Consider the following 26,661-nt stretch of genomic DNA (forward strand, 5'->3'; position numbering starts at 1 on the left):
TCCTTATTTGAATTTCTTACGAAGGCGGCCACTGAGACTGTCCACGACGGTGACCATCAACAAGATGACAATGAGAATGGCGCTGACTTCCTGATACTGCATGATTCTCAGCGAGCCCATCAATTCGAAGCCAATACCACCGGCACCCACCATGCCCATTACGGTCGAGGCACGGAAATTGTATTCCCAGCGATAAATGGACACGTCCGCGAATTGAGGAAGTACTTGTGGCAGCACGGCGTGATAGAGCACCTGCAAGCGAGTAGCGCCGGCAGCATCGGCCGCTTCCACTGGCGCCTCATCTACATGCTCAATCGCTTCGGCAAAAAACTTTCCAACCATGCCAATGGAGTGAAGACCGAGCGCCAGTACGCCAGGCAACGCCCCAAAACCAACAGCAGCCACGAAGATGATGCCCATGATCAGTTCCGGGACTGAACGCAAACCGTTTAAAAGGGTTCGAGTTACTTGGAACACCACCGGATGTGGAGAGGTGTTGCGCGCAGCCAGGAATGCCAGTGGCACAGACAAGGTTACTGCAATGGCAGTACCGGCAATGCTCATCGCAAGCGTGTCGATTAACGGCGACACCCAGCTGGCCACATTGGTGAAGTCAGGTGGAAGAGATTCGCCAATGAGTGTGCCTATGGCTGGCACGCCATTGGCAAGTGTATTGAAATTGAGCAGCCCTACGTACCAACTTGCGACAAAAATGATGAGCAGCACTAACAGCGACTGTCCGAGTTTTTTCCGCCAGCCTTTCGCGTGCTCATCCAGCACGGAGGCCGACGGGGCCGGCGACAGAGTCGCCGGTTCCGTCGTTGTATAGTTCATGGGGCACTCCTCACATTTTTGCGAAATCAAGATTGAGCAGGCCACCCATAGCGCGGATGACATCGTAATCTTCGTCGGTAATTGCCGCGAATCCCTCAGCCTTCAGGTTGTCGAGAATCTCCGGGTCATCGATCTGCAGAAAGGCTTTCTGAATGTTGCTCTTCAGCTCAGGGGCCAGGTTCGAACGCATGGCCCAGGGGTATTGAGGAAAGTCACCGCTGTAGCCCAGCACTTTGACCTTGCTCCGATCAATCAAACCGCGGTCCATCACATGCTCGAAGATAACTTCGGACAACCCTCCGGCGTCGGCATTGCCATTGGCGACGTTAACCGCAACAGCGTCATGGCTACCGACGAAATGAGCCTCATAGTCCTTTCCGGCTTCGAGCTCTGCCTTCTCAAGGAGTACGGTCTTGGGGATCAGGTGGCTGGAAGTGGATGCGCGGTCACCGTAGGCCATTTTCTTGCCTTTGATATCCGCGAAGGAGCCAACGCCAGAGTCCGCATTGGCAATAATGATGGAGCGATAAGTCGGCTTCCCGTCTACCACCATGGCGGCAAAGGGTTCAATGTCACTCTTACTCTTGGCCATCACATAGGACAACGGACCAAAGTAAGCCAGGTCAATTCGGCCAAAACGCATGGCTTCGATCATGGAGGAGTAATCGGTGGTAACAATCAGTTCTACTTCCTTACCAAGAGTGGTTTCGAGGTAATCCTTCAAAGGTTGGTTTCGCTTGATCAGTTCTGACGCGTTCTCATCCGGCAGCAAGGCAACTTTCAAAAGATCAGGGTCTGTATCTGCGGCATGGGCTGACCAATGGATGCCGAGCATCATTATCAGAGCCAGCAAAGAGTGAATCATTGTCTTCATTGTGCTATCTCCAGTACGTCTGTCGTTATCGGGGTGGTCTTAGGTTTATGGATGGCTGGTTTGCCTTCCGCAGCTACCACGCTGGGTGAACGGTGGTAAATCTCGTCCAGGTGTTTCGATTTCAGGTTTTCAGGAGCATCGTCAAAAACGATATGAGCGTTCGAAAGGCCGATGATCCGGTCTGCAAAACGCTGGGCGTATTCCAATTGGTGCAAGGAAATAACCGCGGTGATTCCATCTTCCTGACAAATATCGCGCAGTAGGCCGAGTACCTTTTCAGAAGTGGCCGGATCCAGGCTGGCAACGGGCTCATCGGCAAGAATCATGGATGGTTGCTGCACCAATGCTCTGGCGATTCCAACCCGCTGCTGCTGGCCGCCGGACAACTGATCTACTCGGGAAAGCGCTTTGTCAGCCAGACCTACGCGGTCGAGGCATTGCAGAGCCAACTCCAGGTCCTGCCGGGGCAGGGGAAGCAGGCTTCGCCAAGTACCGTGATACGCAAGTCTGCCTGTCAGCACATTCTGTAACGCGGTGTATCGTTCGATCAGCTGGTGATGCTGGAACACCATGGCGGTGCGGCTGCGGTGCTGTCGCAGGATTCTACGGTTGGTCAGTTCACCAAACTCGCCAGACACAACCTTCCCGGTTGTGGGCTTAACCAGGTGATTCAGTGAACGAAGCAGAGTGGATTTACCCGCGCCTGAAAGTCCCAGTAGCACGGTGAATTCGCCCTTGTGAAAGTGAACGTTGGTGGGTTTGAGCGCGAGGACGTTTCCCGGGTAGGTTACGCCCATACTCTCGACTCGAAGCATCACATTGGTTGATTGAGTTGGCGCCACAGGATCACCTTTTGCAATAAATAAGCTCGCCGTATTGCGAGTTACAATTGAACGGTAAAGCTGAGAGATGACACCGTCGTGTCACTGACGTGACAGGTTGATGAAGTGCTTTTGGTTCGCAAGGATTTTCCGAAGGGCTCTGTGAAATACATGGAGCTCAGCCAAAGTGGAACGAGCCACCCAGGAGCTTAAGCAACAAAAATTGCGTTCCACCGTCAGTCGGCGAATCTCACGGTACAGTTCGTCCGTGCTGAGTTCATCGAATTGCTTACCGACTATACTCTTGCCTTCGAGGAGGTCGGACGCGCTCTCCAATAGGTCGCGCTTCCAGGTGCTGACTATGGTGGGGTGGATCTGGAAACGGGCAGCAATTCAAGGTGTGGCCTTAAGGGTGGGCAAGGACAGCCTTGCACTTACTAATTCGAAATAAAGTAAGCGAACATTACCCAGAGATATAAGCCAAATCCGGATGGCCAAAAAACGATTTCAATAGTCGTGGCAATTTTTGCAAACGTCGAAGCTGCCGGTAAACAGTGCTCCGAAGTTGTTCTTTGCTGTTAATGATCTTTTTACCGACGTGATGGTATTTGATATAGCCCCAAACAGACTCGTCAGGATTCAGCTCCGGCGAGTACGGCGGCAGGAAGAACAACCTGAGCTTGCCGTCGAGACTCTCAACATAGTCTCGAACCCGACGAGCATGATGAACCGGGTGGTTATCGAGGATCAGGAAAACCGGCTTGTCAACGTCTTGCACCAGAGCCTTGAGGAAACCAAGAAACGCATCGGTGTTCATGTTGCCCTGAATGGTCTTAAAGCGAAGCTCGCCGCGAGGCGAGATGGCCGAGATCAGATTGATGCTGAAGCGACTGCCCGTATTACGGATGATCGGAGTTTCACCCCTGGGTGCCCAGGTGGTGCCACTGTGATAATCAGACCGAATGCTGGCTTCATCGCCGAAATAGATGGTGGCGCCGACTTTTTTTGCTTCCTTGCGAATTTCCGGGTAGGTCTCTTCTTTCCATTGTTTCACGGCCTCTGGTTTTTGCTGGTAGGCCCGATGCAGGGGTTTCTGAGGCGTCAGCCCCAGGTTTCGAAGCAGACGACCGACCGAGACATCGCTTAACCGGACGTTGAACTTTTGCCGGATGAGCTCACGAACTCGGCCCCGAGTCCACAGGGCAAAATCAAACTTCAACTGGTCCGGCGTAAAGGTCGTTATCCAGATATACAGCTCCCGGATCTGAGCACCGCTCAGTTTCTTGGGACGACCGGAAATCTGCTTGGCCTTGAGCGCGTCAAAGCCACCCTCGCGGTAGGCAGCCAGCCATTCATAGATTCGTGCTCGGCTCATCCCCAGCGCTTTGATGACGACTTCTGGACTCTCGCCATCCATGACCCGTTGAACGGCGCGAACGCGAATGGCTTCTAATGTTTTGTGATCAAGTTTACGACCGTCATCGTGGCGCATGTGTGTAAATATCCGATAAGCTTGGCGAACGGAGCCTACATTATAAATGATGTTCGCTTACTTTCGAACCCATTAGTAATTGCATCATTAGTGAGGTTTTTTCCTGGAGCTGTGATTTCGTTTTTAATATGGAAGTCGCTCCTTGTTAAATCTTATGAGATACCATCAAAAATTAAATCGTTAATGCGAATTGAGTTGGCGTTGAACTTTATAGCAACTATATTTATATATTATGCATATATGCAAGGTTACGTTAGTGAGAAGCCAATACCGATTCTGTTTGGTATTATTTATAATATAATCTGTGCTTCTTATTTAAAGCGTTCAAAGCGAGTTTCCTCATACTATGGTGTCAGCTCTTAAAGCCTCTCATAACAAGTGCAGGCACGGCGACGCCCACTACATTGCGCCTTCGGCTTCATTTCGTAGGCGCGCATGCTGCAAGCGTTGAGGCTGTAGAAAAACCCCGAAATCACCCTGTGTTTTGATAGGATCAGGCAAACGGACAAGGAGTGGTCAGATGCCCCGCTTCAAGCACTACAACTACGACCAGGACACCATGGTCGCCATCAACTACCAGGAACAGCTCCAGCCCGGCACCTTTGAACACGCGGTGCACTACCTGATCGAGCACAAACTGAACCTGGCGGTGTTTCATCCCAAGTACCGCAACGAAGACACTGGCCGGCTGGCCTACGATCCGGCCATCCTGCTGAAGATCATCCTGTTTGCCTACTCCAAGGGCATCACCTCCAGTCGCGAAATGCAGTGGTGTTGCGAGACCAACATCATCTTCAAAGCTCTCTCCTGCGATACCGTTCCGCATTTCACGACCCTGGCCAAGTTTGTCAGCAGCCACGCCGATGAGATCGAAGAGCTGTTCGAACAAGTTCTGCTGGTGTGCCACGAAGAAGGTCTGTTGGGTAACGAGCTGTTTGCCATCGACGGCTGCAAAATGTCCTCCAACGCGGCCAAGGAATGGTCCGGCACCTTTAAAGAGCTGGGCGAGAAGCGGGAGAAACTGCGACGACTGATCCGTCATCACCTCAGGGCGCATTACGAGCGGGACGAGGCAGACACCGAGGCCGAACTGGACCGCGACATCCGCCGAGCGAAGACCATTCTGTCGTTGGATGAGGCCGCTAAAAAGATTGATCGTTTCCTAAAGACGAGCCGCCCACGGATGGGCCGGGGGAAACGGAGCAAGGAAGTGAAGAGCAACGTCACCGATAACGAAAGCGCCAAGATGACCACCAGCAAAGGCACGATCCAGGGCTACAATGGGGTCGCCACGGTGGATAAGAAACACCAAATCATCATCGACGCCCAGGCCTTTGGCGAAGGCCAGGAACATCACACCCTGCAACCGGTACTGGAAACCGTCGAAGCCCGTTTCAAGAAACTGGGTATCGCTGACAACATCTACCAGTCTGGCGCTATTGTCACTGCCGACACCGGCTTCGCCAACGAGGCCAACATGCAGTACCTGCATGACCGTCAGATCAACGGCTATGTGCCAGACAACCAGTTCCGCAGCCGGGACCCGAAGTTCACAAACCAGAAAGACAAGTACGGCAAGCGGCATCAAAACCTGCCGGACAAGGGTTGGAAAGACATCATTCCGGCCAGTGAATTCCAGTTCGATCCCGTGAACCTGATCTGCGTCTGCCCGACTGGCGAAGAGCTTACCTATCGGGGTCAAAGGGAAGCCGAGAATGGCAAGGTCCGAGTTCACTTCGAAGGTCGATTGCTGCAATGTCGCCACTGTCCCAAGAAGCACCAATGCATGCAGAACCCTGCATCCGCTAACCACCGAAATGGGTCTGGCCGACAGGTGTCGTTCACCATTGAGAACAAGCGTCTGCCGAACTACACGGACTGGATGAAGCACCGGGTCGACAGCCAACAGGGCAAAGAGATATACAGCCACCGAATGTCGGTGGTGGAGCCGGTGTTCGGCAACATCGGCACGAACAAACGGCTGAATCGCTTCAGCTTGCGAGGCAAGAAGAAGGTGCAAGGCCAATGGCAGCTATACTGCCTGGTGCACAATATTGAGAAGTTGGCGAATTACGGGCGGTTAGCAGCGTGATGTCGGGATCAGGCGGTTACAAATGTGTCTGCTGGATGTCAGCTATACCGGCACTGACACCGTCAAAAGGGCTGAAACTCATGGCTGAACATCGGAACGATGATAATCGGCTAACTGATGGCCGCTAAGAAAATTTTAGGAACCAGGTGCTGGGGAAGGCTCGGAATCGGGTTTTTCTACAGCCTCGTTAAGTGTTTTCAGGGAGGAAACTGTGAGTAAGTATCAGATTGCCCAGCTCAACATTGCCACACTAATGGCTCCGATCGATTCGCCTCAGCTTTCAGATTTCGTCGCGAATTTGGACAGGATAAACGCGTTGGCTGAGGACTCGCCTGGTTTCGTCTGGCGCTTGCAAACCGACGAAGGTGATGCCACCGGCATTGATTATTTTGGCTCCGATAAGATCGTGAATCTTTCTCTCTGGGATTCGGTCGAGGCTTTGCATGATTATGTTTATCGGTCTGCCCACGTCGAGATCATGCGTCGCAAGAAAGAGTGGTTCCACAAAATGGGTGAGGCATACATGGTTCTTTGGTGGGTGCCTGCCGGTCACATTCCCTCAGTCGAAGAAGCGGCGCAAAAGCTGAACACCCTGAGAGAGCATGGACCGACCGCCGAGGCTTTCACGTTCAAAAAAGCCTTCCCGGCTCCAAGTGAATTGGGCACCGTGTCGACCGATACTTTGGGTGGTGAATGTCCAGCCACTTAACAAATCAATTAAGTTCGTTCCGGCCTTCGGCCTCCACCGGACGGCCCTGTCGGGCCGCCGCTTATTTTCGGCGTTACATGGTGAGGTCAGCCTTGTGATTCCAGTGAAGCTGAGGGATCTTCAACAGAAAGATAAGACGGCTGTTATGTCGATGCTTCGAGATCCTGAGGTCATGCGATTTCTTGGGCCGGGTCGCGCCCTGACAGAAGATGAGGCGAATTCTTGGTTCGAGAGTGCTCTCACTAACCCAACTCGCTTTGCTATTGCAGAGGCTGATAAAGATGAATTTATCGGGTTCTGCGGTATTAAGCAGATAGATGGCGTTTTCGACTTCGGCTATTTCATCAGGTCGGAGTTTTGGGGAAACGGGATAGCTGCCAAGGCTTGCGAGTTGGCGGTTGAAAGGCTATCCACAGAGTTCGACCTCGATACCGTTCAGGTCTTCATCGCGGACGATAATGTGGCCAGCAAGAGAGTGGCCCAAAAATTGGGTTGGCAGGCCACGCATAGTGGTTCTAAGGATGGAGAGTATGGCGGATACTATCGAATCACCATGTAACAAGGCGGTCAACCGGACACCAAAAGCGTGCCGCTTTTGGTTCCCTCCGCTGGCGCTCCGGCGCCGGTTACCTAAGCGTTATGCACAGGGAGAGATGAGTGCCATTGTTTGAAACAGAGAGGTTGATTGCAAGGAAGCTGTCCCATCAAGACGTTCCGGTGCTCACTGGAATGCTCAGTGATCCAGAAGTTATGAAGTTCTCCGTCCGTGGAGTTTGTGACGAAGAAGCCACCCGAAAATTCGTTGATTGGTGCCTTCAGTGTTACGCCTCCCATGGGATAGGGCCATGGGCATTGTGTGAGAAAAAATCAGGGAATTTTATCGGCTTCTGTGGCGTCGGGCCGGAGTTGGTTGGCAATGTTGAGGAGATCAACCTGGGTTATCGTCTGGCGCGCAGGTTCTGGCATCAGGGGTATGCGACAGAAGCTGTAAAAGGCGTTCTCCAGTATGCTTTCGACCATAAACACTGCGAGTCGGTAATTGTTATTATCGAGCCGGAGCATACAGCTTCTGTCAGGGTTACGGAGAAGGTCGGGTTCGGAGACTATACGATTCGAGAGTTCCATGCCCGACCTGTGCGGGTGTATCGAATGTCGTGCGACGACTGGGCACTGCATAACAAATTGTTGTAGTGCGTTCCGGGCCTGGCGGCCCTACACCGGACGCCTACTACGCTGCGCTCCGTAGTCGCCGCTAAACAAAAGCGTTATACATGAGAGGGAACTCAGGTGAGCCTGAAAGATCACTTTGAATTGCTGTCCATATACAACCAATGGATGAATGCCAAAATTTACGAGTCTGCAAGTTCGCTCTCTGCAACAGACTTAACTCAGGATCGCGGGGCTTTTTTCGGCTCTATTCTTGGAACTCTGAATCACATCGTCGTTGGTGACACGATCTGGCTGAAGCGGTTTGCCAACCATCCATCCTGCGTGGGCTCGTTGCAGGAGGTCGCCAACCTTCCAAATCCGACAAGCCTAAGCCAGATAGTGTTTGACGATATTGGTAGCTTATTCGAACATCGGACTTGGCTTGACCGGCAGATTATTAGCTGGGTAGCCGGGTTAACCCAAAGCGATCTGGATTTCGTTCTCAGCTACCACAACACCAAAGGGATTCCGGCCAATAAGCGATATTCGAGTCTTGTCCTTCATTTTTTTAACCATCAGGCTCATCATCGAGGGCAAGTTTCCGCTCTATTATCACAGGCAGGTGCGGACGTTGGGGTTACTGACCTATTGGCTCTGATTCCGGAGGAAACTCACGTATAACCAGTCGCTGTAGTGCGTTCCCGGCCCGAGGGCCGTCCACCGGACGCCACTGTCGTGGCGCCGCTAAGCTCAGCGTTATGCATGAGAGAACATGGAAGAACTAATCAAAGAATTAATCGCCACTGGTAATATCGTACAAGACTCAGACGAGTCGGTGCCTTGGCCTGAGCGAGAGGATCGATTTAATAGGTATATCGAACTTTTAGATTCGTTGTCAGGCAACGAAGGCATTGAAGTAGTCAGGGCACTAATACAGTCAATGCAAGCAGAAGATGATTATGGAGCATATCAAACAACCCAGGCGGCGCTCGGGAGGTTTCCTGGCGCTGAATACATTGAGGCGCTGATTTCTGAGCTCCCGCCAATGATACAGAGAAATTCTGAATGGGCAGGAGAGCTATTGTGCGGGCTGGCTAATTCAGTTGGCACAAAATACGAAAGTAATATTTCTACCTTTATCAAGATGCTTTCCATGTCGCCAGAAGATTCGAGGAAAATAATTAATCAATACATCGGTCAGCAAGAGAAAGCTGGTTGGCTTGAGCATCGAAAAGGAGTCCTGAGTGCGGACAATGCATAACAAGGCCAGTCACAGCGACAGCTTTTCCGTTGCGGCTTCGCCTCCACTACAAAGCTGCGCGTGCTGGCAGCGTTATGTGTGAGGGAAGCATCATGGCTATCGCTGAAATAGAAGCATATTTCGGGCAGAAGCTTCCGAAAGTCTACAGAGACTTTGTTCTAGGCCAACCAACAGGAATCAATGGGGACATTCATCTTTACCCCCTTGCACTACTGATAGAGCGGAATGAGTGCTACGAAACGAGAAAGTATGCGCCCGGCTACATAAGTATCGGAGATGATGGTGGAGGGCAGGCCTTCCTGATCAGCTTTGACGAAGATGACCCGGCGGTGGTCGCGGTAGGGCATGGGAGCATGGATCCTAAATTCAAAGAGCTGGTTTGCTCAAGCTTCAGCGGTTGGGTGGCTACAGGCTTTCAGTATGAAGACGGGTAACCACATAACCATACGGTCAACCGGACACCATAGCCCTGGCGGGCTATGGTTCCCTCCGCTGGCGCTCCGGTGCCGGTTACCTTCGCGTTAAGCGTAAAGGCAAGCTATGTACGCAGATGTGTTAGATAGATTGACTCAGTGTGTCAGGCGGGACGGGAAGCCTGATGGAGGCCTTGAAGGAAAGTTTGATTTCCAGGGTGAAGAAGTCTCTGTTGCCGTAGATCCAGACGATGAAGAGTGGGATGTTATTTTATGGCGGGCAAAAGAAGTCCTATCGAAGCTGGAATTATATGAAAGGAAAGCAAAGGAGAAAATACTTCAAGATTGCTTCTCTTCATACAATGATGATTGGCGGCAGCAGGATGAGCCCGTTCTTACAGAGGATCAGTTCCTACAGCGGATTAAGCTCGTGCACATATGGTTTCTTGGGGTAGACGGTGTTGATTTCATGTATTCCGATGGCGGTATGTTTGGCGGTCATTCCCTAATCTCGCAATCATTTGATGGAGAGAACTTTACCTATGTGCAAATGTATGGGTAGGCGCTTAACAAACTGTTCCAGTGCATTCCGGCACCTTCGGTGCCTCCATCGGACAGCCTTTACAGCGCTTCGCACCTCCAAGGCTGCCGCTGAACAAGGGCGTTATGCCCCATGGGGTTCTGGAAGTAGCCATGGAAGATAAAGAGAAAAACAGGTCAATGCTAAATGCCGTAAGGCATGGCGATCTAGAAAAAATCAAGGCGATCCTTGAGGAAGATTCTGATTATCTTCATAAGTTGACGCCTTTTGGGTCTTGGCTTCACATCGCTGCGAGCGCCGGGCAGAAGTCGGTGGCGAAGTATCTCATTGAGCAAGGCATTGATATAAACATTAATGGAGGTGTCTCTGGTGGAAACCCTCTCAATGCTGCTGCTCAAGAAGGTCAACGGGAAATGGTATGTTTTTTGATCAAAAGTGGCGCCTGCTTCGATATAAGTGAGCCAGAACGTATTGCCTTGTTCTCTGCGATTTACGACGGCCATACGGACATCGCCCGAATTTTGGTGGAAGCCGGCATCGACACGTCGGTGAGGTATACGGGGCAGTCAATGAAGAATATGGGCGCCTTGGAATTCGCAAAAGAAAGAGGTCATGCAGAGACCATTGCGTACGTGCAAACGGTGGCCTAGACGGCATAACCAGCGCAGGCACAGCGACGGCCTTTTCGTTGCGGCTGCGCCTACACTACAAGGCCGCGCGTGCTGCGGGCGTTGAGGCTGTAGAAAAACCCCGAAATCACCCTGTGTTTTGATAGGATCAGGCAAACGGACAAGGAGTGGTCAGATGCCCCGCTTCAAGCACTACAACTACGACCAGGACACCATGGTCGCCATCAACTACCAGGAACAGCTCCAGCCCGGCACCTTTGAACACGCGGTGCACTACCTGATCGAGCACAAACTGAACCTGGCGGTGTTTCATCCCAAGTACCGCAACGAAGACACTGGCCGGCTGGCCTACGATCCGGCCATCCTGCTGAAGATCATCCTGTTTGCCTACTCCAAGGGCATCACCTCCAGTCGCGAAATGCAGTGGTGTTGCGAGACCAACATCATCTTCAAAGCTCTCTCCTGCGATACCGTTCCGCATTTCACGACCCTGGCCAAGTTTGTCAGCAGCCACGCCGATGAGATCGAAGAGCTGTTCGAACAAGTTCTGCTGGTGTGCCACGAAGAAGGTCTGTTGGGTAACGAGCTGTTTGCCATCGACGGCTGCAAAATGTCCTCCAACGCGGCCAAGGAATGGTCCGGCACCTTTAAAGAGCTGGGCGAGAAGCGGGAGAAACTGCGACGACTGATCCGTCATCACCTCAGGGCGCATTACGAGCGGGACGAGGCAGACACCGAGGCCGAACTGGACCGCGACATCCGCCGAGCGAAGACCATTCTGTCGTTGGATGAGGCCGCTAAAAAGATTGATCGTTTCCTAAAGACGAGCCGCCCACGGATGGGCCGGGGGAAACGGAGCAAGGAAGTGAAGAGCAACGTCACCGATAACGAAAGCGCCAAGATGACCACCAGCAAAGGCACGATCCAGGGCTACAATGGGGTCGCCACGGTGGATAAGAAACACCAAATCATCATCGACGCCCAGGCCTTTGGCGAAGGCCAGGAACATCACACCCTGCAACCGGTACTGGAAACCGTCGAAGCCCGTTTCAAGAAACTGGGTATCGCTGACAACATCTACCAGTCTGGCGCTATTGTCACTGCCGACACCGGCTTCGCCAACGAGGCCAACATGCAGTACCTGCATGACCGTCAGATCAACGGCTATGTGCCAGACAACCAGTTCCGCAGCCGGGACCCGAAGTTCACAAACCAGAAAGACAAGTACGGCAAGCGGCATCAAAACCTGCCGGACAAGGGTTGGAAAGACATCATTCCGGCCAGTGAATTCCAGTTCGATCCCGTGAACCTGATCTGCGTCTGCCCGACTGGCGAAGAGCTTACCTATCGGGGTCAAAGGGAAGCCGAGAATGGCAAGGTCCGAGTTCACTTCGAAGGTCGATTGCTGCAATGTCGCCACTGTCCCAAGAAGCACCAATGCATGCAGAACCCTGCATCCGCTAACCACCGAAATGGGTCTGGCCGACAGGTGTCGTTCACCATTGAGAACAAGCGTCTGCCGAACTACACGGACTGGATGAAGCACCGGGTCGACAGCCAACAGGGCAAAGAGATATACAGCCACCGAATGTCGGTGGTGGAGCCGGTGTTCGGCAACATCGGCACGAACAAACGGCTGAATCGCTTCAGCTTGCGAGGCAAGAAGAAGGTGCAAGGCCAATGGCAGCTATACTGCCTGGTGCACAATATTGAGAAGTTGGCGAATTACGGGCGGTTAGCAGCGTGATGTCGGGATCAGGCGGTTACAAATGTGTCTGCTGGATGTCAGCTATACCGGCACTGACACCGTCAAAAGGGCTGAAACTCATGGCTGAACATCGGAACGATGATAATCGGCTAACTGATGGCCGCTAAGAAAATTTTAGGAACCAGGTGCTGGGGAAGGCTCGGAATCGGGTTTTTCTACAGCCTCGTTATTCCGAAATCTGAACGTTCGCTTTGCGACCATACCGTGTACCAAAAGCTTGTTCCTTGAGGGCACCAAACATGTTGTGCCGCTGGCCTGGGTTTGGGATCGTGGAGCCTGAGAATGGCTTGGCCAGAAGCGCCGGTCCATCGCCAATGACTCGGTTAGTCTTTTGCCTGTCGAAGCGAGCCTGAGCAAGGGAGCCGAAGGTCCCGACGAATGGCAGCCCCCATTGGGCGAGTGCGGCTATGTAGCTCGCTTCGTTCGGGTGGTAAAGTCATACTATCTGCAGCCTACTGCCCCGGAGTTGGCCTGCTTGTGATTGCGGAGAGTGTGCCATGAAGACCAAACGCCCAACCGAAAAAGAACTCCTGGACGGCCTAGATGCCCACACCGCCCATGCTGACGAGCTGGCCGAGCCGCTCCCTCAGGAGCTTACACCTCTGGAACGCCTAAAGGGGACAGTCAAAGGCTACGAGCGACCAACCGATCCGGTTTGGGACGAGTGGTTCGACTCTGAAGGCGTCAGTGACGACTTTGTGGAAGATCGAGAGCAGCCCAAGGATGGACGAACATAATGGCCCTCGATGACGAAAAAACTAGAGGGCATGTGGCTCTCAAAGGCTTTTTTGGTATCTGTCGCGAATGGGACTGCACCCAGAAAGAGATGATGCAGTTGCTCGGCGGTGTGTCCCGGAGCACGCTGGCCAAGTATGAGACGTTGCCACATGTAACGCTCTCGCAGGATACCCTGGAGCGCATCAGCTACATCCTGGGCATCTACAAATCCTTGAGAGTCATGTACCCAACGGCCGAGCGCGCCAATCACCGGATTCGCCTGGTAACCAGTGAAGTTCCTTTCGCTGGAACGTCTGCCCTGGACTTTATGGCGCTAGGCTCCATGAAGCACCTCATGGAAACTCGACGCTACTTTGATGCAAAGCGGGCGGGTTAACCAGCCCCCGTCGACCAAGATTTTGGGCGGTCAGTTTGGCCACCTTTTTTGTTTGAGTGGTAGGAAATACGGAGCCAGTTCGACCGGATGGAATCAATCAACGCCGCCAGTTTGCTGGCCTCCAACCCCATGCGGGAAAAGTAGTTGTCCGGCAGTGCGCCTTTCAGCGATGGGTTCAGTTTTTCAATGGAAAACAGGGCTGAATCAATTTTTACCGCTATGTCGTCCTGCTTGGCCTGTTTCTGCAGGGTATTCCAGCGGGCATGCTCGGGCAGGTAGAACACGTTTTTCATGGTGTAGAATTCCACCATGTCTACATAGGCCTCTTGCCCCTCCTTAACCAGCGCCTGTTTTCGGGCCTCAAATTTATCGCTAACGAATTTGAGGAAGATCAGGCTGAGCACCACGTGCTTGTATTCCGACGATTCCACCGTACCGCGCAACTTGTCAGCGGTGTCCCAGAGGGTTTGTTCGAAGGTGCGGGTGTTCTTTTTTACAGGGGAAGACGCCTTGCTCATGAACTGCCTTTAGTTACGGGTGCGGTGGGAACAAATCCAATAGTGACTGGCATGATAGCGCCTACACAAAGTTTGTGCCTAACCCTGAGCCACTATAATTCAGGGATTCAACTCTCCACCGAATACGACAAAATGCGGGACAGCTGGCTGTATGGCAACTCGGTTTCCTGGTGCCAACCGGTAAACGCAGCCTGCGCCTGCTGCAGCCCTTTCTTGCTCGTTGGTGAAGCATCCAGAAGATTGGCGTTGCGCAGGCCGGCAACAACATCGTGAGACAAAATAAAGCCATCCCAGCCAACAATGCGCAGAAAATACTGAGCACTGTTACCGCCCAAGCGGGAGCCATTGCGCTTTAGCCACAACAACAAGCCAACTTGATCTTCTGACGACCATTGCTGCAGAAAAGCCCCAAAGCTGCCGTATTCCCGCGCAGCATCCACAATCATGCGGGCATTTTCCGGCACGGTACGTATTTTCTGCATGTTGCGCACAATCCGTTCATCCTGCGCCAACTCTTCCAAAACGTCTGGTGGCACCTGTTGCCAGTAGGCAGGCACAAAGCCATGAAAAGCCGCTTCAAAACCCGGCCATTTGTTGTCTATAACGCGCCACACAAAACCAGCCTTGAATACGCAGCGGGTGATTTCCGAGAGGTAACGATCATCCGATCGCGCCTCCAGGGCCGTGGCTGGCGGCAGTTTTGGCAGCAGGGCGTTCAGCTCTTCGATGCCGCCTTTACGGGCGATGGCACGCTCATGAATCTCTGAAAAACGCATAATGTCTCGCCTTTGAAGTATTGACGGGTACCCGAAAATTAATGTCACAGTTGTATTAATAGTGACCTAACTCAATTCATTTTTTTGTTTCTCGTCTATCTTGGAGATGAACGATCCGGAAATCGTGCTCACTCCTGGCTGGATGAGAGCAAAAAGTTCACAGCCGGGATCGAGACCCTTCATTGGCTCTATATAGCTGTCGATGTGCACAAAGGAGAAGCGCTGTGAATGATAATGATAACCTCACCGAAACCCCTTCTGATAAATCTTTGGAAAACTCACCCAACGACCCTGAGCAGGATTTGGCAACGCGGTTCCCCACCGCCTATACCATTCTGTTTCTGCTGATTATATTTGTTGCAGCCCTGACCTGGATTATACCTGCCGGCCAATACGACCGGGCAATGAACGAGGAAGTCGGGCGTGAAGTGGCCGTGCCTGGCACCTACCAGACGGTCGACCCCAACCCTCAGGGCTTTATGGAAGTAATGCTGGCGCCAACGGCCGGGTTTTATGATCCGGACAGTTATGTCGCAAACGCCATTGATGTTGCCTTGTTCGTACTTTTCCTGGGCGGCTTCCTCGGCGTGATGAACGCTACGGGGGCCATAGATACTGGGATACGCAGCGCCATGCGACATCTCAAGGGTCGTGAGGTCTGGATGATCCCGATCCTGATGAGTTTATTTGCCATCGGCGGCACCACCTATGGCATGGCTGAAGAGACCCTGGCGTTTTATGCCATTCTGATTCCAGTGATGATGGCCGCCGGATACGACGTTGTAACCGGCGTTGCCATTATCCTGATCGGGGCCGGCATTGGCGTTCTGGGCTCTACCATTAACCCGTTTGCCACGGTTATCGCCGCCAATGCAGCGCAAATTCCGTTTACAGACGGTATTGTCGTGCGCTTAATTCTGCTTATTGGCGGCCTGTTGATTTGCGCCGGCTACGTTATGCGTTATGCCGTTCGCGTAAAGTCAGACCCTTCTCACTCGGTGGTTTCCAGGCAATGGGATGCACACCGTCGACTTTTCCTGGGCAAGCATGCCGACGAAGTTCAGGCTTCCACTCTGACCAGAACACAGATTGTCGCGTTGCTGATCTTTGCCGCCACCTTCGTAGTGATGATCTGGGGCGTATCGTCCCAGGACTGGTGGATGGCGCGCATGGGGGCATTGTTCTTTGGCTCTGCGCTTGTTATCGGCATCATTGCCCGCCTGGGCGAGAAAGAGCTGACCGGCAGCTTTGTGGATGGTGCCCGTGATCTCCTGGGTGTGGCCCTGGTAGTAGGGCTTGCGCGAGGCATCGTGGTGATCATGGATCAGGGCATGATTGCAGACACCATTTTGCACAGCGCCGAAACCTCCCTGGGCGGTTTACCCGAACTGGCCTTTATTAACCTGATGTTCTGGATCGAGGTGGGCATGAGCTTCTTTGTACCATCGTCATCCGGCCTGGCGGTTCTCTCGATGCCGATTCTGGCACCTCTTGCAGATTTTGCTCATGTAGGCCGGGATCTGGTGGTCACCGCGTACCAGTCAGCCAACGGACTCGTAAACCTGATCAACCCGACGTTTGCAGTCGTCGTTGGAGGTTTGGCAATTGGCCGTGTGTCCTACGACCGCTGGATCGCGTTTATCTGGCCTTTGCTCCTGATTCTCACCATTTTCATTTCAGTGGTTATCAGCATAGCTGCACTCATCTAAAAGAGGATTGAACCATGTCTGATCACAAGCTTGGAGTACATTCGGAAACCGGAAAGCTGCGGCAGGTGGTTGTATGCCGCCCTGGCCTGGCCCACCGGAGGCTAACTCCATCCAACTGTGACGCCCTGTTGTTTGACGACGTTTTCTGGGTCAAACAGGCCCAGAAAGATCACGATGTGTTTGCCAGCGTGATGCGCGAGCGAGGCGTTGAAGTACTGGATGTTAACGAATTATTGGCAGAGACCCTGGATATTCCGGAAGCCCGTAAATGGATCCTGGACCACCGGATTACGTGGAACGACATTGGTGTAGGGATGATTTCCGACCTGCGCGCCTGGATGGACGAGTTGCCGGGAGCCGAGCTTTCAAAATATCTGATTGGCGGCCTTGAAGTGGGCGATTTGCCCTTTGATCCAACCGGGCTTTTTGGCAACCACTTGGGGCACTACGGATTTGTGCTGCCACCGCTGCCTAACTACCTGTTCACACGGGACAACAGCTCCTGGATCTACGATGGCGTTACCCTCAACCCCATGTACTGGTCTGCTCGGCAACCCGAAACACTGTTGATGGCCGGCGTGTACCGCTACCACCCGAAATTTGCCGGGAAGGTGGACGTGCTCTGGGGTGATCCAACACAAAACCATGGCCTTGCAACACTTGAAGGCGGTGATGTGATGCCCGTAGGTAATGGCACCGTGCTTGTGGGCATGGGTGAGCGCTCATCACCACAAGCCGTCGGGCAGCTGGCCAATGCTCTGTTCAGGAAGGGTACTGCAGAGCGGGTCATTGCCTGTCAGATCCCGAAATCCCGCGCGGCCATGCACCTTGATACCATCTTTACCTTCTGCGGTGGCAACGTCGTTACAGCCTTCAAAGAAGTCGCAGAGGAGTTGATCTGCTACGACCTGCGCCCGGGTGAGGGCGGTAAACACCTGTCTTTCCGCCAGGACCCCAGGCCCTTGTTCGACGTAGTCGCAGACGTGCTTGGCTATAAGTCCCTGGAGGTTGTTCCAACCGGAGGCGATAACCCGGCCGAACGTGAGCGGGAGCAGTGGAACGATGGTAACAACGTACTGGCCCTGAGTCCGGGTGTGGTTATTGGCTACGACCGCAACGACGACACCAACGCAGCTCTTGAGGCAGCAGGCATCGAAGTGCTGGCTATTCCAGGTGCAGAGCTGGGCCGTGGCCGCGGCGGTGGGCGCTGCATGAGCTGCCCCACAATGCGCGATCCCGTTTGACCGGAGAGGGTTCAGACCATGGCTTTTAACCTGAAAAATCGTGACTTTCTGACCTTGCGGGATTTCTCCCCGCAAGAGATCAGTTTTCTTCTGAAACTGGCCAAAGACCTGAAAGCCGCCAAATATGCCGGCACCGAGGTTCCCCAGCTTGTTAACAAGGAACTCGCACTGATCTTCGAAAAAAACTCCACCCGGACACGGGTGGGGTTCGAGGTGGCCGCCTACGACCAGGGGGCCAGAGTGACCTACCTGGGACCTTCAGGCACCCATATTGGCCACAAGGAGTCGGTAAAAGATACTGCCCGGGTGCTGGGCCGTGTTTATGACGGCATTGAATACCGGGGCTTTGGTCAGAAAATTGTTGAGGAACTGGCAGAGTATGCAGGTGTACCGGTTTTTAACGGCCTGACGGATGAGTTCCACCCAACCCAGATTCTTGCAGACTTTTTAACCATGCAGGAGCACGTTGAAAAACCACTGCATGAAATGGCCTATGTTTTTATTGGCGACGCTGCCAATAACATGGGGGACAGCCTGCTGATTGGCGGTGCCAAAATGGGTATGGATGTGCGCCTGTGTGCACCCGAAGAATGCTGGCCTGAAGAGGCCATACAAGATGAAGCTCAGGCTATTGCCCGGGAAACCGGCGCCCGCATTACCATTACCGACGACATTGATACGGCCGTGGCCGGGGTCGATTTTGTGTACACAGATGTCTGGGTATCCATGGGTGAGCCGAAAGAGAAGTGGGGCCAGCGGATCAAGCTGTTAATGCCCTACCAGGTGAACGCCGGACTGATGGAAAAAACCGGCAATCCGCGCGCCCGCTTCATGCATTGCCTGCCTGCTTTTCACAATACAGAAACAGCCGTGGGTAAAGAAATAGAAGCGGAGTTCGGCATAAGTGCCATGGAGGTGACAGACGAGGTTTTCGAAAGCCCTGCATCCATCGTGTTTGATCAGGCAGAGAATCGTATGCACACCATCAAGGCGGTGTTGGTAGCCACCCTCGGGGCCTGACGCCGGCCCCGGCTGCTAAAAAGGATACACAGGATGTTGATTGTTGCAGCATTGGGCGGTAACGCCCTTTTAAAGCGCGGTGAGCCATTAACCGCCCAAACCCAGCGCACCAATGTGAAAATCGCTGCGAAATCACTGGCCAAACTGGTAGAGGCCGGGCATGAGTTGGTGATTACCCACGGCAACGGCCCCCAGGTGGGGTTGCTGGCATTGCAGGGCGCGGCATACAAGCCTGAGGAAGCCTACCCACTGGATGTGCTGGGGGCGGAAACCGGTGGCATGATCGGGTACATGATCGAACAGGAGATGGAAAACGCCCTCAACCACTCCCGCCCTGTGGCAACTTTGCTTACCCAGGTTGTGGTTGAGCGTGAGGACCCTGCCTTCAAAAATCCCACCAAATTTATCGGCCCGGTCTATGATAAGGCAGAAGCCGAATCCCGGGCAGCCGCTGCCGGCTGGCATATTGCGGCCGACGGCGATAAGTGGCGCAGAGTTGTGCCCTCGCCTGCACCCAAAGAAATACCCGATATGCGGGTGCTGAGGTTGCTTCTGGATCAGGGAGTGGTTGTTATCTGCACCGGAGGCGGTGGCATTCCGGTATTGCGTCGCAATGACGGTAGTATGACTGGTGTAGAAGCGGTGATTGACAAGGATGCGGCCAGTGCCTTACTGGCACGAGAGTTGCGGGCTGATGCACTGCTGCTGTTAACCGATGTGGACGCGGTGTATCGTGACTTTGGTACACCTGCTGCCGCACCCGTTCAAAAAGTAACCCCCGAACAAGGACGGAAGCTGGATGTTCCGGCCGGTTCAATGGGGCCAAAGGTGGCGGCGGCCTGCGATTTTGCTGACTTTGGCGGTATCAGCGGAATTGGCCGCCTGGAAGATGCTCTCGATATTCTCGATGGGCGCGCGGGTACGCTTATCACCAGGAACGCTACCCATAACACTTAAAGGTTCGGGCTCGTTATCCATGCTGGATCAGATCGTCGATGATGGACAGATCGTGGGAATACGCGGCGGTGTTATCGATGTGAAGTTCCCGGCAACCTCGCCCCGTATTCAGGACCTGGTTTACGCCGGCAGCCTTGCGCTGGAGGTAACTTCCCTCCTTGATGACGGGGTTGTGCGCTGTATGGCGCTGGCGCCTGTACGTGGGCTGGGGCTGGGAATGCCGGTTCGGGCCACCGGGGCACCCATTCAGGTTCCGGTGGGTGATACCGTCCTGGGTCGCATGCTCAACGTATTTGGCGAACCCATTGACGACAAACCGGCTCCTGCAGCCTCAGTGTACCGCGCCATCCATCAGCCTCCCCCAGCGCTGGAAGACCGCGTAATACACAGTGATATTCTGGAAACCGGCATCAAGGCCATCGATCTGCTGTCCCCCATTGAACGTGGTGGCAAAACCGGGCTTTTCGGGGGCGCCGGGGTGGGCAAAACCGTACTGATTACGGAACTGATCAACAACACAGTTCAGCACTACCAGGGCGTAAGCTTGTTCTGCGGCATAGGTGAACGCTCCCGGGAAGCCGAAGAGCTGTACCGCGAAATGGACGATGCCGGTGTGCGCGATAAAACCGTGATGCTGTTCGGGCAGATGAACGAAGCCCCGGGAGTGCGCTTTCTGGTGGGCAAAACCGCACTCACCATGGCGGAGTATTTCCGCGACGAGCAGAAGCAGGATGTACTACTGCTCATCGACAACATTTTCCGCTTTGTGCAGGCAGGCTCTGAAGTCTCCGGATTGATGGGTCGCATGCCTTCCCGGGTGGGTTACCAGCCCACACTGGCGACTGAACTCGCCACATTGCAGGAGCGCATCACATCCACCCGCAACGGTGCCATCACCTCCATTCAGGCAGTCTATGTGCCCGCCGATGACTTCACGGACCCGGCAGCAGCGCATATTTTCTCGCACCTTTCCGCCTCTGTGGTGCTGTCGCGCAAGCGCGCCAGTGAAGGTCTTTATCCGGCAGTGGACCCCCTTGGCTCCGCCTCCGTGATGCTGACGCCGGCCATTGTAGGCCAACGCCATTACGATATTGCCCGGGCGGTAAGGCGCACCCTGGCCGAATACGAAGATCTGCGGGATATTATTGCCATGCTGGGCATGGAAGAACTCTCCGCCGCAGACCGGGCCACAGTGGCACAGGCACGACGGCTTGAGCGCTTTCTCACCCAGCCGTTTTTCACCGTTGGTGCGTTAACCGGCGACAGCGGCAGGCGCGTGTCCATCAAGGACACGCTGGACGGTTGCGAAACCATCCTGAACCAGACCGAATTTCACGATAACGAAACCGACTACTACATGATCGGCTCCCTGCAGGATCTGGAGAAAAAACCATGAGCCTTGCCGAATCCATGCGGGTAACGCTGCGACTGCCCACCCGGACCCTGTTCGAAGGCAGCGTGAAAAAGCTGTTTGCGACCGCGCAAAACGGCGCTTTTGGCATGCTCCCGAACCACACGGATTTCGTGACAGCTTTAGTGCCCTCGGTGTTGATCCTCACCTCGGCCGAGGGTACCGAAACGTTTTTTGGCATCGATGAAGGTGTGCTGGTAAAGACGGGCCACCAGGTGGACATCGCCATACGCCGCGGTGTTCAGGGCAAAGACCTGGAAACTCTCAACGAAACCATACAGGCTGCATTTATCGAAGTGGATGAAGAAGAGCGGGTGGCACGCTCAGCCCTGTCCCGGCTGGAAGCGGGCATAGTGCGGCGTTTCGGCGACTTACGGAAACCCACGGTATGAGCACGAAAAATGATCGCTCGGCAGACGACATCCGGCGCAGTGCCGAGCGCATGAAGCGCGCGCGCAATGAGCCAGGAGTCAGTCCCCTCCGCGGGCTGGGCGCCTTCGGCATCATCGGCTGGTCAATCGCGGTGCCTACTGTGGGTGGCGCCTTCCTGGGGTTATGGTTGAACAAGGTGGCACCCCAGAACTTTTCCTGGCCCATTGCGCTGATTCTTGGCGGTGTGGTTGTAGGAGGCATCATTGCCTGGAGCTGGATCGAAAAAGAAGGGCCGGATCAAAAGGGGGACAAACGGTGATAACAGTAAACTGGCAAGCGGTACTGCTGGGTTTTTCTTTTGGTTTACCCATCAGCGCCTTGTTCTTTATAGGGCTGGCCTGGGGCATGCGGCAGGCTTTGGCCTCTGAGCGGCCCGGGCTCTGGCTGATGGCCAGTTCATTCTGCCGGATTGCGGTGCTGCTTGGCATTGGTGCAGGGGGCACCGCTTACGCCGGCAGCAACTGGGCCATCGCCGGTTACGCACTGGCATTTTTCCTGACGCGACTGGTGGCTGTATTCCGGGCCAGAGCCGGCAAGGCACCCACAACCGCACCACAGGAGGGCGCGTAATGCAGCTTACCCCCGATGACATTATTGTTTTCACACTCGCCGGCTGGGAGGTCAACGCCACCATCGTTAACACCTGGATTGTAATGGCTCTGCTTGTGGGCATTTCCATGCTGATTACCCGCAACCTGCGCCCTGATGTGCCACCCAATCGCTGGCGCACATCACTGGAAGTGATTGTTAAGCTGATCCAGGGTCAGATCGAAGAAGTTACCCGCAACTCGGCACGCCACGTAATGTACTTTGCCGGCACCCTGTTCCTGTTCATTGCCCTATCAAACCTGATGCTGGTGATCCCCGGGTTTTCGCCACCAACGTCGTCGCTATCCACCACGGCAGCACTGGCCTTGTCTGTGTTGGTGGCAGTACCGATTTTCGGTATAGCCAGCGGCGGCGTCGGGCATTACCTGAAAACGTTTATTGAGCCTTCAGTCATCATGTTGCCGTTCAATATTATTGGTGAGTTTTCCCGGGGCATTTCCCTGGCCATCCGTCTTTACGGCAACGTGATGAGTGGCGCGGTTATTGCTGCCATTCTGCTGACCGTCGCGCCGTTTTTCTTCCCGGTGGTCATGGACATGCTGGGATTGTTAACCGGCATGATTCAGGCCTACATTTTCGCCATTCTTGCCACCGTTTACATTTCGTCTGCCACAGCAGACCCAGACCACCCAGTGCTCAAGAAAGAGGACAAATCATGACCGATCTTGCCATTATTGCGGCGATTTCCATATTTACCGCCGGCCTGACCATTGCCATTGGGGCCATTGGCCCTGCACTGGGCGAAGGGAGAGCAGCCGCAGCCGCGATTGCTGCCATAGCACAGCAACCGGACGCCGCTCCAACCCTGTCACGAACCCTGTTTGTGAGTCTGGCGATGATTGAATCCACCGCCATATACTGCTTTGTGGTGGCAATGATTCTGATTTTTGCCAACCCGTTCTGGGATGCCATGCAGGTTGCCGCAGGAGGTTAGAGCCGATCATGTCCATTGACTGGGTTACCGTTATCGCGCAGATCGCCAACTTTCTGGTACTGGTGTGGCTATTGAAGCGGTTTCTTTATCGCCCGATACTTGACGGAATTGATGCCCGTGAGGCTGAAATAGCCAGGCGCATGGCCGAAGCCGGAGAGGCCGAGAAGAAAGCCCAGGCTGCCGAAGCAGAGTTTCGCCAGCAGAAAAAGCAACTGCTTTCAGACCAGGATGCCATGGTCAAACAGGCGCTCAGGGAATCAGAAGACCAGCGCGACAACATTCTGGCCGATGCCCGCGCCAGGCTTGAGCAGGAGCAACAAGACTGGCACAAATACCTTGAGCGTGAACGCCGCAAGTTCACCGCAAAATTGCAGCGGGCCGGCGAAGAAACTCTGCTGGAGCTTACCCGCAAAGCCTTACGGGATCTTGCGGACGAATCCCTGGAAGAGGCTATCGTTCGCCACGTCAGCGCGCGCTTACGACCCATGACCAGCGAGCTGTCAGACGCTGCGGGCAACAGCAAGGAGGCAATAGCAACCACTCGTGATCCCTTGCCTGAACCAGCACAAGCTTTGCTGCGAGCCGATATCAAAGATCTGCTTCCCGGTATTAACCTGCGCTATGAAACCGACCCGCAACAGGCCCCGGGCCTGGTTCTTCGAGTTGGCGGCGCCCAGGTGGCCTGGACAGTGGACAGTTACACCGATGAATTTGACGCTTTATTAAGCGAACGCATGGCTGCCGGCGCGTCCGGGCGGTTACCGCCCGTCGAGACCTGAATACGGCAGGTACAAACAGGATAAGTGAGACGCTATGGCCGAAACTCATCGCAGTGCTTCAGAAAACCCTTCTGAACCACTCCCGCAATCACACACAGAATTGCACTCAGCCGAGCAGTTTGAGGCATGGCGCAACTCACTGCTGGCAGTGCCTGCACCAACCCCGGCAATAACCGAAGTTGGCAAGGTAACCGAAGTGGGCGACGGTGTGGCGGTGGTTACCGGCCTTGCCCGCGCCCTGGCAGATGAGCTGCTGGTGTTCGAGAGCGGTGTGCGCGGCATGGTACTGGATCTGGAACCTGGCAGGCTTGGCGTGATTCTGCTCGGCCCCTCGGAATCTATTTCTCTGGGCGAAGATGTTCGCCGCACCCGCAAAGTGGTGAGCGTGCCTGTGGGCCCGGCTTTACTCGGGCGCGTGGTGGATGCCATGGGCCGCCCGAGGGACGGCCTGGGGGACATAGCCGCGGTAGCAGACACGCCTATTGAAGCCGAAGCACCGGGTGTGCTCAGCCGCTCAGCCATTTTCCGGCCCCTGGCGACCGGCATCAAAGCCATTGACGCCGCCGTGCCCGTGGGGCTGGGCCAGCGGGAGCTGATTATTGGTGATCGCCAGACCGGAAAAACCTCCATCGCCATAGACACAATGCTCAATCAGGCACGATCAGACGTGACCTGTATCTATTGCGCCATTGGCCAGCGCGGCGATGCGGTCTCGCGAGTCATTGCGGCCCTTAAGAAAGATAACATGCTGGCCCGCAGTATCGTGATGTCCGCCGGCGACGAAGAAACTCCCGGACTGGCGTACATTGCCCCCTACTCCGCCATGGCCATGGCGGAGTATTTTTCTGATCAGAGCCAGGATGTGCTGGTGATTTTTGATGACCTTACCCACCACGCCCGCTCCTACCGGGAGTTGTCGCTGTTGTTGCGTCGGCCGCCGGGACGCGAAGCCTTCCCCGGAGATATTTTCTATGTACACGCCCGCTTGCTGGAGCGGGCCGGTCAGTTTACCCGGGAAGCCGGTGGCGGTTCGATCACCGCCTTGCCGGTGGTGGAGACCCAGGCAGAAAACCTGTCCGCCTATATCCCCACCAACCTGATTTCCATTACCGACGGGCAAATTTATCTGTCACCAAGGCTGGTGCGTCGAAACCAGTTTCCGGCTGTGGATCTGGGCTTGTCGGTTTCCCGCGTAGGCGGCAAAGCGCAAAGCCGCACCTTGCGGGAAGTGGCCGGTAACCTGCGGGTTACCCTGTCACAGTTTGAAGAACTGGAAGACTTCGCCCGGTTCGGTACCCGGCTGGACGACACCACCCGCGCCCGCCTTACCCGTGGTGCTGCGGTTCGCACCGCGTTACGTCAGGCCGAGCGTGATCCCATGCCTGCTGCCGAACAACTGGCGGTTTTGATTGCGGCAATGGAAGGACTGTTCGACGACCTGCCTGAAGAGCAGTTAAGCGATGCCATGAGCCGTATCCGCGCCGCGGCCCGCAAGCATTTCCAGTTCATTGATGAACGCATCAGCGAAAACAAGGCATTAAGCCAGGACGACCGCGCACAGATTATCGCAACTGCCCGCACCGTACTGCCTGCAAATCATGCCGGCCCCACACCCGAAGCGGACGAGGTCAAGCATGGCCCAGACGCTTGAAGCACTCACCCGGCAGAGCGATACCCTGACCAGTATTCGTGGCATCGTTCACACTATGAAAACCCTGTCGGCGATAAACGCAACGCCTTATGAACACGCAGCCCGCTCAATCGAAGCCTATCATCAGGCCATACTGCGGGGCTTTGCAGCCTTCGCTTACCGAACCGGCGGCATCACCCTGCGCCAGGACGACGCGCTGGAGCATCTGGTGATCGTATTCGGCTCCGACCATGGCCTCTGCGGCAACTACAATGAAGTACTCGCAAAAGCGGTTCAGCAACATTGCCAACGCACAATGGCAGGCAAACAGCGCCTGCTTTGTATTGGTGCACAAATGAACGATGCCCTGGATGATCAGACTCTGGCGCCGGAAGCGGTCCTGCTGCCTCCCGCCTCAGCTGACGGCATAGGCCGCCTCGCTGGTGATATTGTTACCCGTATCGATCGCTTTAGCCGGGGCCAGCCGTTGCATCACCTGGCCGTCACCCTGGCTTTTACCCAGCGGGGTGAGCACGGCACCCGAGAGCCGACACTGCAGAGCCTTTTACCGCTGGAGCCTTCTCTGCTCCAGCCTGAAAAACAATGGGACTCACGCGCACTTCCGGATTACACCATGGAAGCAGACGCGCTGTTATCATCCCTGATTCGCAGTCACATTTTCGCCAGCGTTTTCCGCGCCTCCGCAGAAGCCATGGTCACTGAAAACTCCGCACGTTTGGCCCTTATGCAGCAGGCGGAGCAGTCCGTGGATGAGCGCATAGAAGATGTAACGGGCGAGTTAAGATCGGTGCGGCAAGACGAAATTACCAATGAACTGATGGATGTGATTATTGGTTTTGAGGCGTTGAAGAAGCCTAAAAAGCCCATAATGGGCTCTCAAATCCCCAAATAGGGGCTTATCATCCCCACTCTGGGGCTTCAGGT

31 protein-coding genes are annotated in these 26,661 nt (G+C 54.5%); 25 read left to right on the plus strand and 6 right to left on the minus strand.

Annotated features, from left to right (window positions below; translation table 11 throughout):
* Window positions 1-3: 3 nt before the first annotated feature.
* The 4 genes from phnE to QUE75_RS02390 form a co-directional block, all read right to left on the minus strand.
* Complete coding sequence (gene phnE, locus QUE75_RS02375) at window positions 4-834, minus strand: phosphonate ABC transporter, permease protein PhnE (protein ID WP_011783501.1); 831 nt, start codon at window positions 832-834, stop codon at window positions 4-6.
* A gap of 10 nt (window positions 835-844) precedes the next feature.
* Window positions 845-1,708 (minus strand): phosphate/phosphite/phosphonate ABC transporter substrate-binding protein, encoded by an 864-nt coding sequence (phnD, locus tag QUE75_RS02380; protein WP_011784780.1) that lies wholly within the window; start codon window positions 1,706-1,708, stop codon window positions 845-847.
* On the minus strand, window positions 1,705-2,550 hold the full coding sequence (gene phnC / locus QUE75_RS02385) for a phosphonate ABC transporter ATP-binding protein (protein WP_011784779.1): 846 nt from the start codon (window positions 2,548-2,550) through the stop codon (window positions 1,705-1,707). Before phnC ends, phnD begins: the two co-directional genes overlap by 4 nt.
* A 442-nt stretch (window positions 2,551-2,992) precedes the next feature.
* On the minus strand, window positions 2,993-4,021 hold the full coding sequence (locus QUE75_RS02390; RefSeq protein WP_054645368.1) for an IS630 family transposase: 1,029 nt from the start codon (window positions 4,019-4,021) through the stop codon (window positions 2,993-2,995).
* Between the two features lie 520 nt (window positions 4,022-4,541).
* Between QUE75_RS02390 and QUE75_RS02395 the strand changes: the two genes are divergently transcribed.
* The 12 genes from QUE75_RS02395 to QUE75_RS02450 all read left to right on the plus strand — a co-directional run bounded on the left by QUE75_RS02395 (window position 4,542) and on the right by QUE75_RS02450 (window position 13,697).
* Entirely contained in the window at window positions 4,542-6,113 is a 1,572-nt protein-coding gene (locus tag QUE75_RS02395; RefSeq protein ID WP_286250329.1) for a transposase, read from the plus strand.
* 211 nt (window positions 6,114-6,324) lie between these two features.
* The gene (locus QUE75_RS02400) at window positions 6,325-6,822 is read left to right on the plus strand and encodes a DUF3291 domain-containing protein (protein ID WP_286253401.1); all 498 of its coding nucleotides are present in this window, start codon (window positions 6,325-6,327) and stop codon (window positions 6,820-6,822) included.
* Window positions 6,800-7,381, plus strand: a complete 582-nt coding sequence (locus QUE75_RS02405) for a GNAT family N-acetyltransferase (RefSeq protein WP_286253402.1) — start codon at window positions 6,800-6,802, stop codon at window positions 7,379-7,381. Before QUE75_RS02400 ends, QUE75_RS02405 begins: the two co-directional genes overlap by 23 nt.
* A gap of 98 nt (window positions 7,382-7,479) precedes the next feature.
* A complete protein-coding gene (locus QUE75_RS02410; protein WP_286253403.1) occupies window positions 7,480-8,013 on the plus strand; it encodes a GNAT family N-acetyltransferase in 534 nt (177 codons plus the stop codon).
* A gap of 96 nt (window positions 8,014-8,109) precedes the next feature.
* Window positions 8,110-8,652, plus strand: a complete 543-nt coding sequence (locus tag QUE75_RS02415; protein WP_286253404.1) for a DinB family protein — start codon at window positions 8,110-8,112, stop codon at window positions 8,650-8,652.
* Between the two features lie 91 nt (window positions 8,653-8,743).
* Entirely contained in the window at window positions 8,744-9,232 is a 489-nt protein-coding gene (locus QUE75_RS02420; RefSeq protein ID WP_286253405.1) for a hypothetical protein, read from the plus strand.
* 92 nt (window positions 9,233-9,324) lie between these two features.
* Window positions 9,325-9,666: an SMI1/KNR4 family protein gene (locus QUE75_RS02425; protein ID WP_286253406.1), complete on the plus strand. Its 342-nt coding sequence runs from the start codon at window positions 9,325-9,327 to the stop codon at window positions 9,664-9,666.
* 106 nt (window positions 9,667-9,772) lie between these two features.
* Window positions 9,773-10,207 carry a DUF2262 domain-containing protein gene (locus QUE75_RS02430; protein WP_286253407.1) on the plus strand — a complete coding sequence of 145 codons (435 nt, stop codon included), beginning with the start codon at window positions 9,773-9,775 and terminating at the stop codon, window positions 10,205-10,207.
* Between the two features lie 131 nt (window positions 10,208-10,338).
* The gene (locus QUE75_RS02435; RefSeq protein WP_286253408.1) at window positions 10,339-10,836 is read left to right on the plus strand and encodes an ankyrin repeat domain-containing protein; all 498 of its coding nucleotides are present in this window, start codon (window positions 10,339-10,341) and stop codon (window positions 10,834-10,836) included.
* Between the two features lie 154 nt (window positions 10,837-10,990).
* The gene (locus QUE75_RS02440; RefSeq protein WP_286250329.1) at window positions 10,991-12,562 is read left to right on the plus strand and encodes a transposase; all 1,572 of its coding nucleotides are present in this window, start codon (window positions 10,991-10,993) and stop codon (window positions 12,560-12,562) included.
* Window positions 12,563-13,080: 518 nt separating this feature from the next.
* Entirely contained in the window at window positions 13,081-13,320 is a 240-nt protein-coding gene (locus QUE75_RS02445; RefSeq protein ID WP_022990735.1) for an AbrB/MazE/SpoVT family DNA-binding domain-containing protein, read from the plus strand.
* Entirely contained in the window at window positions 13,320-13,697 is a 378-nt protein-coding gene (locus QUE75_RS02450; RefSeq protein ID WP_022990734.1) for an antitoxin Xre-like helix-turn-helix domain-containing protein, read from the plus strand. The genes QUE75_RS02445 and QUE75_RS02450 overlap by 1 nt, the downstream gene beginning before the upstream one ends.
* Here the strand turns inward: QUE75_RS02450 and QUE75_RS02455 are convergent.
* Together QUE75_RS02455 and QUE75_RS02460 are read right to left on the minus strand one after the other, a co-directional pair.
* Entirely contained in the window at window positions 13,694-14,215 is a 522-nt protein-coding gene (locus QUE75_RS02455; RefSeq protein ID WP_286253409.1) for a type I restriction-modification system subunit M N-terminal domain-containing protein, read from the minus strand. The genes QUE75_RS02450 and QUE75_RS02455 overlap by 4 nt on opposite strands.
* 107 nt (window positions 14,216-14,322) lie before the next feature.
* Entirely contained in the window at window positions 14,323-14,991 is a 669-nt protein-coding gene (locus QUE75_RS02460) for a DNA-3-methyladenine glycosylase I (protein WP_286253410.1), read from the minus strand.
* Window positions 14,992-15,215: 224 nt separating this feature from the next.
* Here QUE75_RS02460 and QUE75_RS02465 point away from each other — a divergent pair, with 224 nt between their 5' ends.
* The 13 genes from QUE75_RS02465 to QUE75_RS02525 are packed head-to-tail and all read left to right on the plus strand — an operon-like array spanning window position 15,216 to window position 26,629.
* A complete protein-coding gene (locus tag QUE75_RS02465; RefSeq protein ID WP_022990730.1) occupies window positions 15,216-16,700 on the plus strand; it encodes a YfcC family protein in 1,485 nt (494 codons plus the stop codon).
* Between the two features lie 14 nt (window positions 16,701-16,714).
* The gene (locus QUE75_RS02470; RefSeq protein WP_022990729.1) at window positions 16,715-17,944 is read left to right on the plus strand and encodes an arginine deiminase; all 1,230 of its coding nucleotides are present in this window, start codon (window positions 16,715-16,717) and stop codon (window positions 17,942-17,944) included.
* Between the two features lie 18 nt (window positions 17,945-17,962).
* Window positions 17,963-18,964: an ornithine carbamoyltransferase gene (locus QUE75_RS02475; protein ID WP_022990728.1), complete on the plus strand. Its 1,002-nt coding sequence runs from the start codon at window positions 17,963-17,965 to the stop codon at window positions 18,962-18,964.
* A 33-nt stretch (window positions 18,965-18,997) separates the two neighbouring features.
* A complete protein-coding gene (gene arcC, locus QUE75_RS02480; protein WP_022990727.1) occupies window positions 18,998-19,921 on the plus strand; it encodes a carbamate kinase in 924 nt (307 codons plus the stop codon).
* Window positions 19,922-19,940: 19 nt separating this feature from the next.
* Complete coding sequence (gene atpD, locus QUE75_RS02485) at window positions 19,941-21,317, plus strand: F0F1 ATP synthase subunit beta (RefSeq protein WP_022990726.1); 1,377 nt, start codon at window positions 19,941-19,943, stop codon at window positions 21,315-21,317.
* Window positions 21,314-21,724: a F0F1 ATP synthase subunit epsilon gene (locus QUE75_RS02490; RefSeq protein WP_286253411.1), complete on the plus strand. Its 411-nt coding sequence runs from the start codon at window positions 21,314-21,316 to the stop codon at window positions 21,722-21,724. Before atpD ends, QUE75_RS02490 begins: the two co-directional genes overlap by 4 nt.
* Window positions 21,721-22,023: an AtpZ/AtpI family protein gene (locus QUE75_RS02495; RefSeq protein WP_022990724.1), complete on the plus strand. Its 303-nt coding sequence runs from the start codon at window positions 21,721-21,723 to the stop codon at window positions 22,021-22,023. Before QUE75_RS02490 ends, QUE75_RS02495 begins: the two co-directional genes overlap by 4 nt.
* Window positions 22,020-22,334, plus strand: coding sequence for an ATP synthase subunit I (locus tag QUE75_RS02500; RefSeq protein WP_022990723.1), 315 nt, complete (start codon window positions 22,020-22,022; stop codon window positions 22,332-22,334). Before QUE75_RS02495 ends, QUE75_RS02500 begins: the two co-directional genes overlap by 4 nt.
* Window positions 22,334-23,032 carry a F0F1 ATP synthase subunit A gene (locus QUE75_RS02505; protein WP_022990722.1) on the plus strand — a complete coding sequence of 233 codons (699 nt, stop codon included), beginning with the start codon at window positions 22,334-22,336 and terminating at the stop codon, window positions 23,030-23,032. Before QUE75_RS02500 ends, QUE75_RS02505 begins: the two co-directional genes overlap by 1 nt.
* A complete protein-coding gene (locus QUE75_RS02510; RefSeq protein WP_022990721.1) occupies window positions 23,029-23,307 on the plus strand; it encodes a F0F1 ATP synthase subunit C in 279 nt (92 codons plus the stop codon). The genes QUE75_RS02505 and QUE75_RS02510 overlap by 4 nt, the downstream gene beginning before the upstream one ends.
* Window positions 23,308-23,315: 8 nt before the next feature.
* Window positions 23,316-24,086 (plus strand): F0F1 ATP synthase subunit B family protein, encoded by a 771-nt coding sequence (locus QUE75_RS02515; RefSeq protein WP_022990720.1) that lies wholly within the window; start codon window positions 23,316-23,318, stop codon window positions 24,084-24,086.
* A gap of 34 nt (window positions 24,087-24,120) precedes the next feature.
* On the plus strand, window positions 24,121-25,737 hold the full coding sequence (locus tag QUE75_RS02520) for a F0F1 ATP synthase subunit alpha (RefSeq protein WP_286253412.1): 1,617 nt from the start codon (window positions 24,121-24,123) through the stop codon (window positions 25,735-25,737).
* A complete protein-coding gene (locus tag QUE75_RS02525; RefSeq protein WP_286253413.1) occupies window positions 25,721-26,629 on the plus strand; it encodes a F0F1 ATP synthase subunit gamma in 909 nt (302 codons plus the stop codon). Before QUE75_RS02520 ends, QUE75_RS02525 begins: the two co-directional genes overlap by 17 nt.
* Window positions 26,630-26,661 lie beyond the last annotated feature (32 nt).

Source organism: Marinobacter shengliensis, assembly GCF_030297115.1.
In the GTDB taxonomy this organism is placed as follows: domain Bacteria; phylum Pseudomonadota; class Gammaproteobacteria; order Pseudomonadales; family Oleiphilaceae; genus Marinobacter; species Marinobacter shengliensis.

What these genes read in the sequence shown, in the direction of transcription:
- QUE75_RS02470 (WP_022990729.1), top strand. Translation starts at nt 16,715, where the DNA reads ATGTCTGATCACAAGCTTGGAGTACATTCGGAAACCGGAAAGCTGCGG.
- phnD (WP_011784780.1), bottom strand. Translation starts at nt 1,708, where the DNA reads ATGAAGACAATGATTCACTCTTTGCTGGCTCTGATAATGATGCTCGGC.
- QUE75_RS02445 (WP_022990735.1), top strand. Translation starts at nt 13,081, where the DNA reads ATGAAGACCAAACGCCCAACCGAAAAAGAACTCCTGGACGGCCTAGAT.
- QUE75_RS02525 (WP_286253413.1), top strand. Translation starts at nt 25,721, where the DNA reads ATGGCCCAGACGCTTGAAGCACTCACCCGGCAGAGCGATACCCTGACC.
- QUE75_RS02505 (WP_022990722.1), top strand. Translation starts at nt 22,334, where the DNA reads ATGCAGCTTACCCCCGATGACATTATTGTTTTCACACTCGCCGGCTGG.
- QUE75_RS02450 (WP_022990734.1), top strand. Translation starts at nt 13,320, where the DNA reads ATGGCCCTCGATGACGAAAAAACTAGAGGGCATGTGGCTCTCAAAGGC.
- QUE75_RS02440 (WP_286250329.1), top strand. Translation starts at nt 10,991, where the DNA reads ATGCCCCGCTTCAAGCACTACAACTACGACCAGGACACCATGGTCGCC.
- QUE75_RS02390 (WP_054645368.1), bottom strand. Translation starts at nt 4,021, where the DNA reads ATGCGCCACGATGACGGTCGTAAACTTGATCACAAAACATTAGAAGCC.
- QUE75_RS02425 (WP_286253406.1), top strand. Translation starts at nt 9,325, where the DNA reads ATGGCTATCGCTGAAATAGAAGCATATTTCGGGCAGAAGCTTCCGAAA.
- QUE75_RS02495 (WP_022990724.1), top strand. Translation starts at nt 21,721, where the DNA reads ATGAGCACGAAAAATGATCGCTCGGCAGACGACATCCGGCGCAGTGCC.
- QUE75_RS02510 (WP_022990721.1), top strand. Translation starts at nt 23,029, where the DNA reads ATGACCGATCTTGCCATTATTGCGGCGATTTCCATATTTACCGCCGGC.
- QUE75_RS02475 (WP_022990728.1), top strand. Translation starts at nt 17,963, where the DNA reads ATGGCTTTTAACCTGAAAAATCGTGACTTTCTGACCTTGCGGGATTTC.
- atpD (WP_022990726.1), top strand. Translation starts at nt 19,941, where the DNA reads ATGCTGGATCAGATCGTCGATGATGGACAGATCGTGGGAATACGCGGC.
- phnE (WP_011783501.1), bottom strand. Translation starts at nt 834, where the DNA reads ATGAACTATACAACGACGGAACCGGCGACTCTGTCGCCGGCCCCGTCG.
- QUE75_RS02490 (WP_286253411.1), top strand. Translation starts at nt 21,314, where the DNA reads ATGAGCCTTGCCGAATCCATGCGGGTAACGCTGCGACTGCCCACCCGG.
- arcC (WP_022990727.1), top strand. Translation starts at nt 18,998, where the DNA reads ATGTTGATTGTTGCAGCATTGGGCGGTAACGCCCTTTTAAAGCGCGGT.
- QUE75_RS02435 (WP_286253408.1), top strand. Translation starts at nt 10,339, where the DNA reads ATGGAAGATAAAGAGAAAAACAGGTCAATGCTAAATGCCGTAAGGCAT.
- QUE75_RS02395 (WP_286250329.1), top strand. Translation starts at nt 4,542, where the DNA reads ATGCCCCGCTTCAAGCACTACAACTACGACCAGGACACCATGGTCGCC.
- QUE75_RS02455 (WP_286253409.1), bottom strand. Translation starts at nt 14,215, where the DNA reads ATGAGCAAGGCGTCTTCCCCTGTAAAAAAGAACACCCGCACCTTCGAA.
- QUE75_RS02515 (WP_022990720.1), top strand. Translation starts at nt 23,316, where the DNA reads ATGTCCATTGACTGGGTTACCGTTATCGCGCAGATCGCCAACTTTCTG.
- QUE75_RS02420 (WP_286253405.1), top strand. Translation starts at nt 8,744, where the DNA reads ATGGAAGAACTAATCAAAGAATTAATCGCCACTGGTAATATCGTACAA.
- QUE75_RS02460 (WP_286253410.1), bottom strand. Translation starts at nt 14,991, where the DNA reads ATGCGTTTTTCAGAGATTCATGAGCGTGCCATCGCCCGTAAAGGCGGC.
- QUE75_RS02520 (WP_286253412.1), top strand. Translation starts at nt 24,121, where the DNA reads ATGGCCGAAACTCATCGCAGTGCTTCAGAAAACCCTTCTGAACCACTC.
- QUE75_RS02430 (WP_286253407.1), top strand. Translation starts at nt 9,773, where the DNA reads ATGTACGCAGATGTGTTAGATAGATTGACTCAGTGTGTCAGGCGGGAC.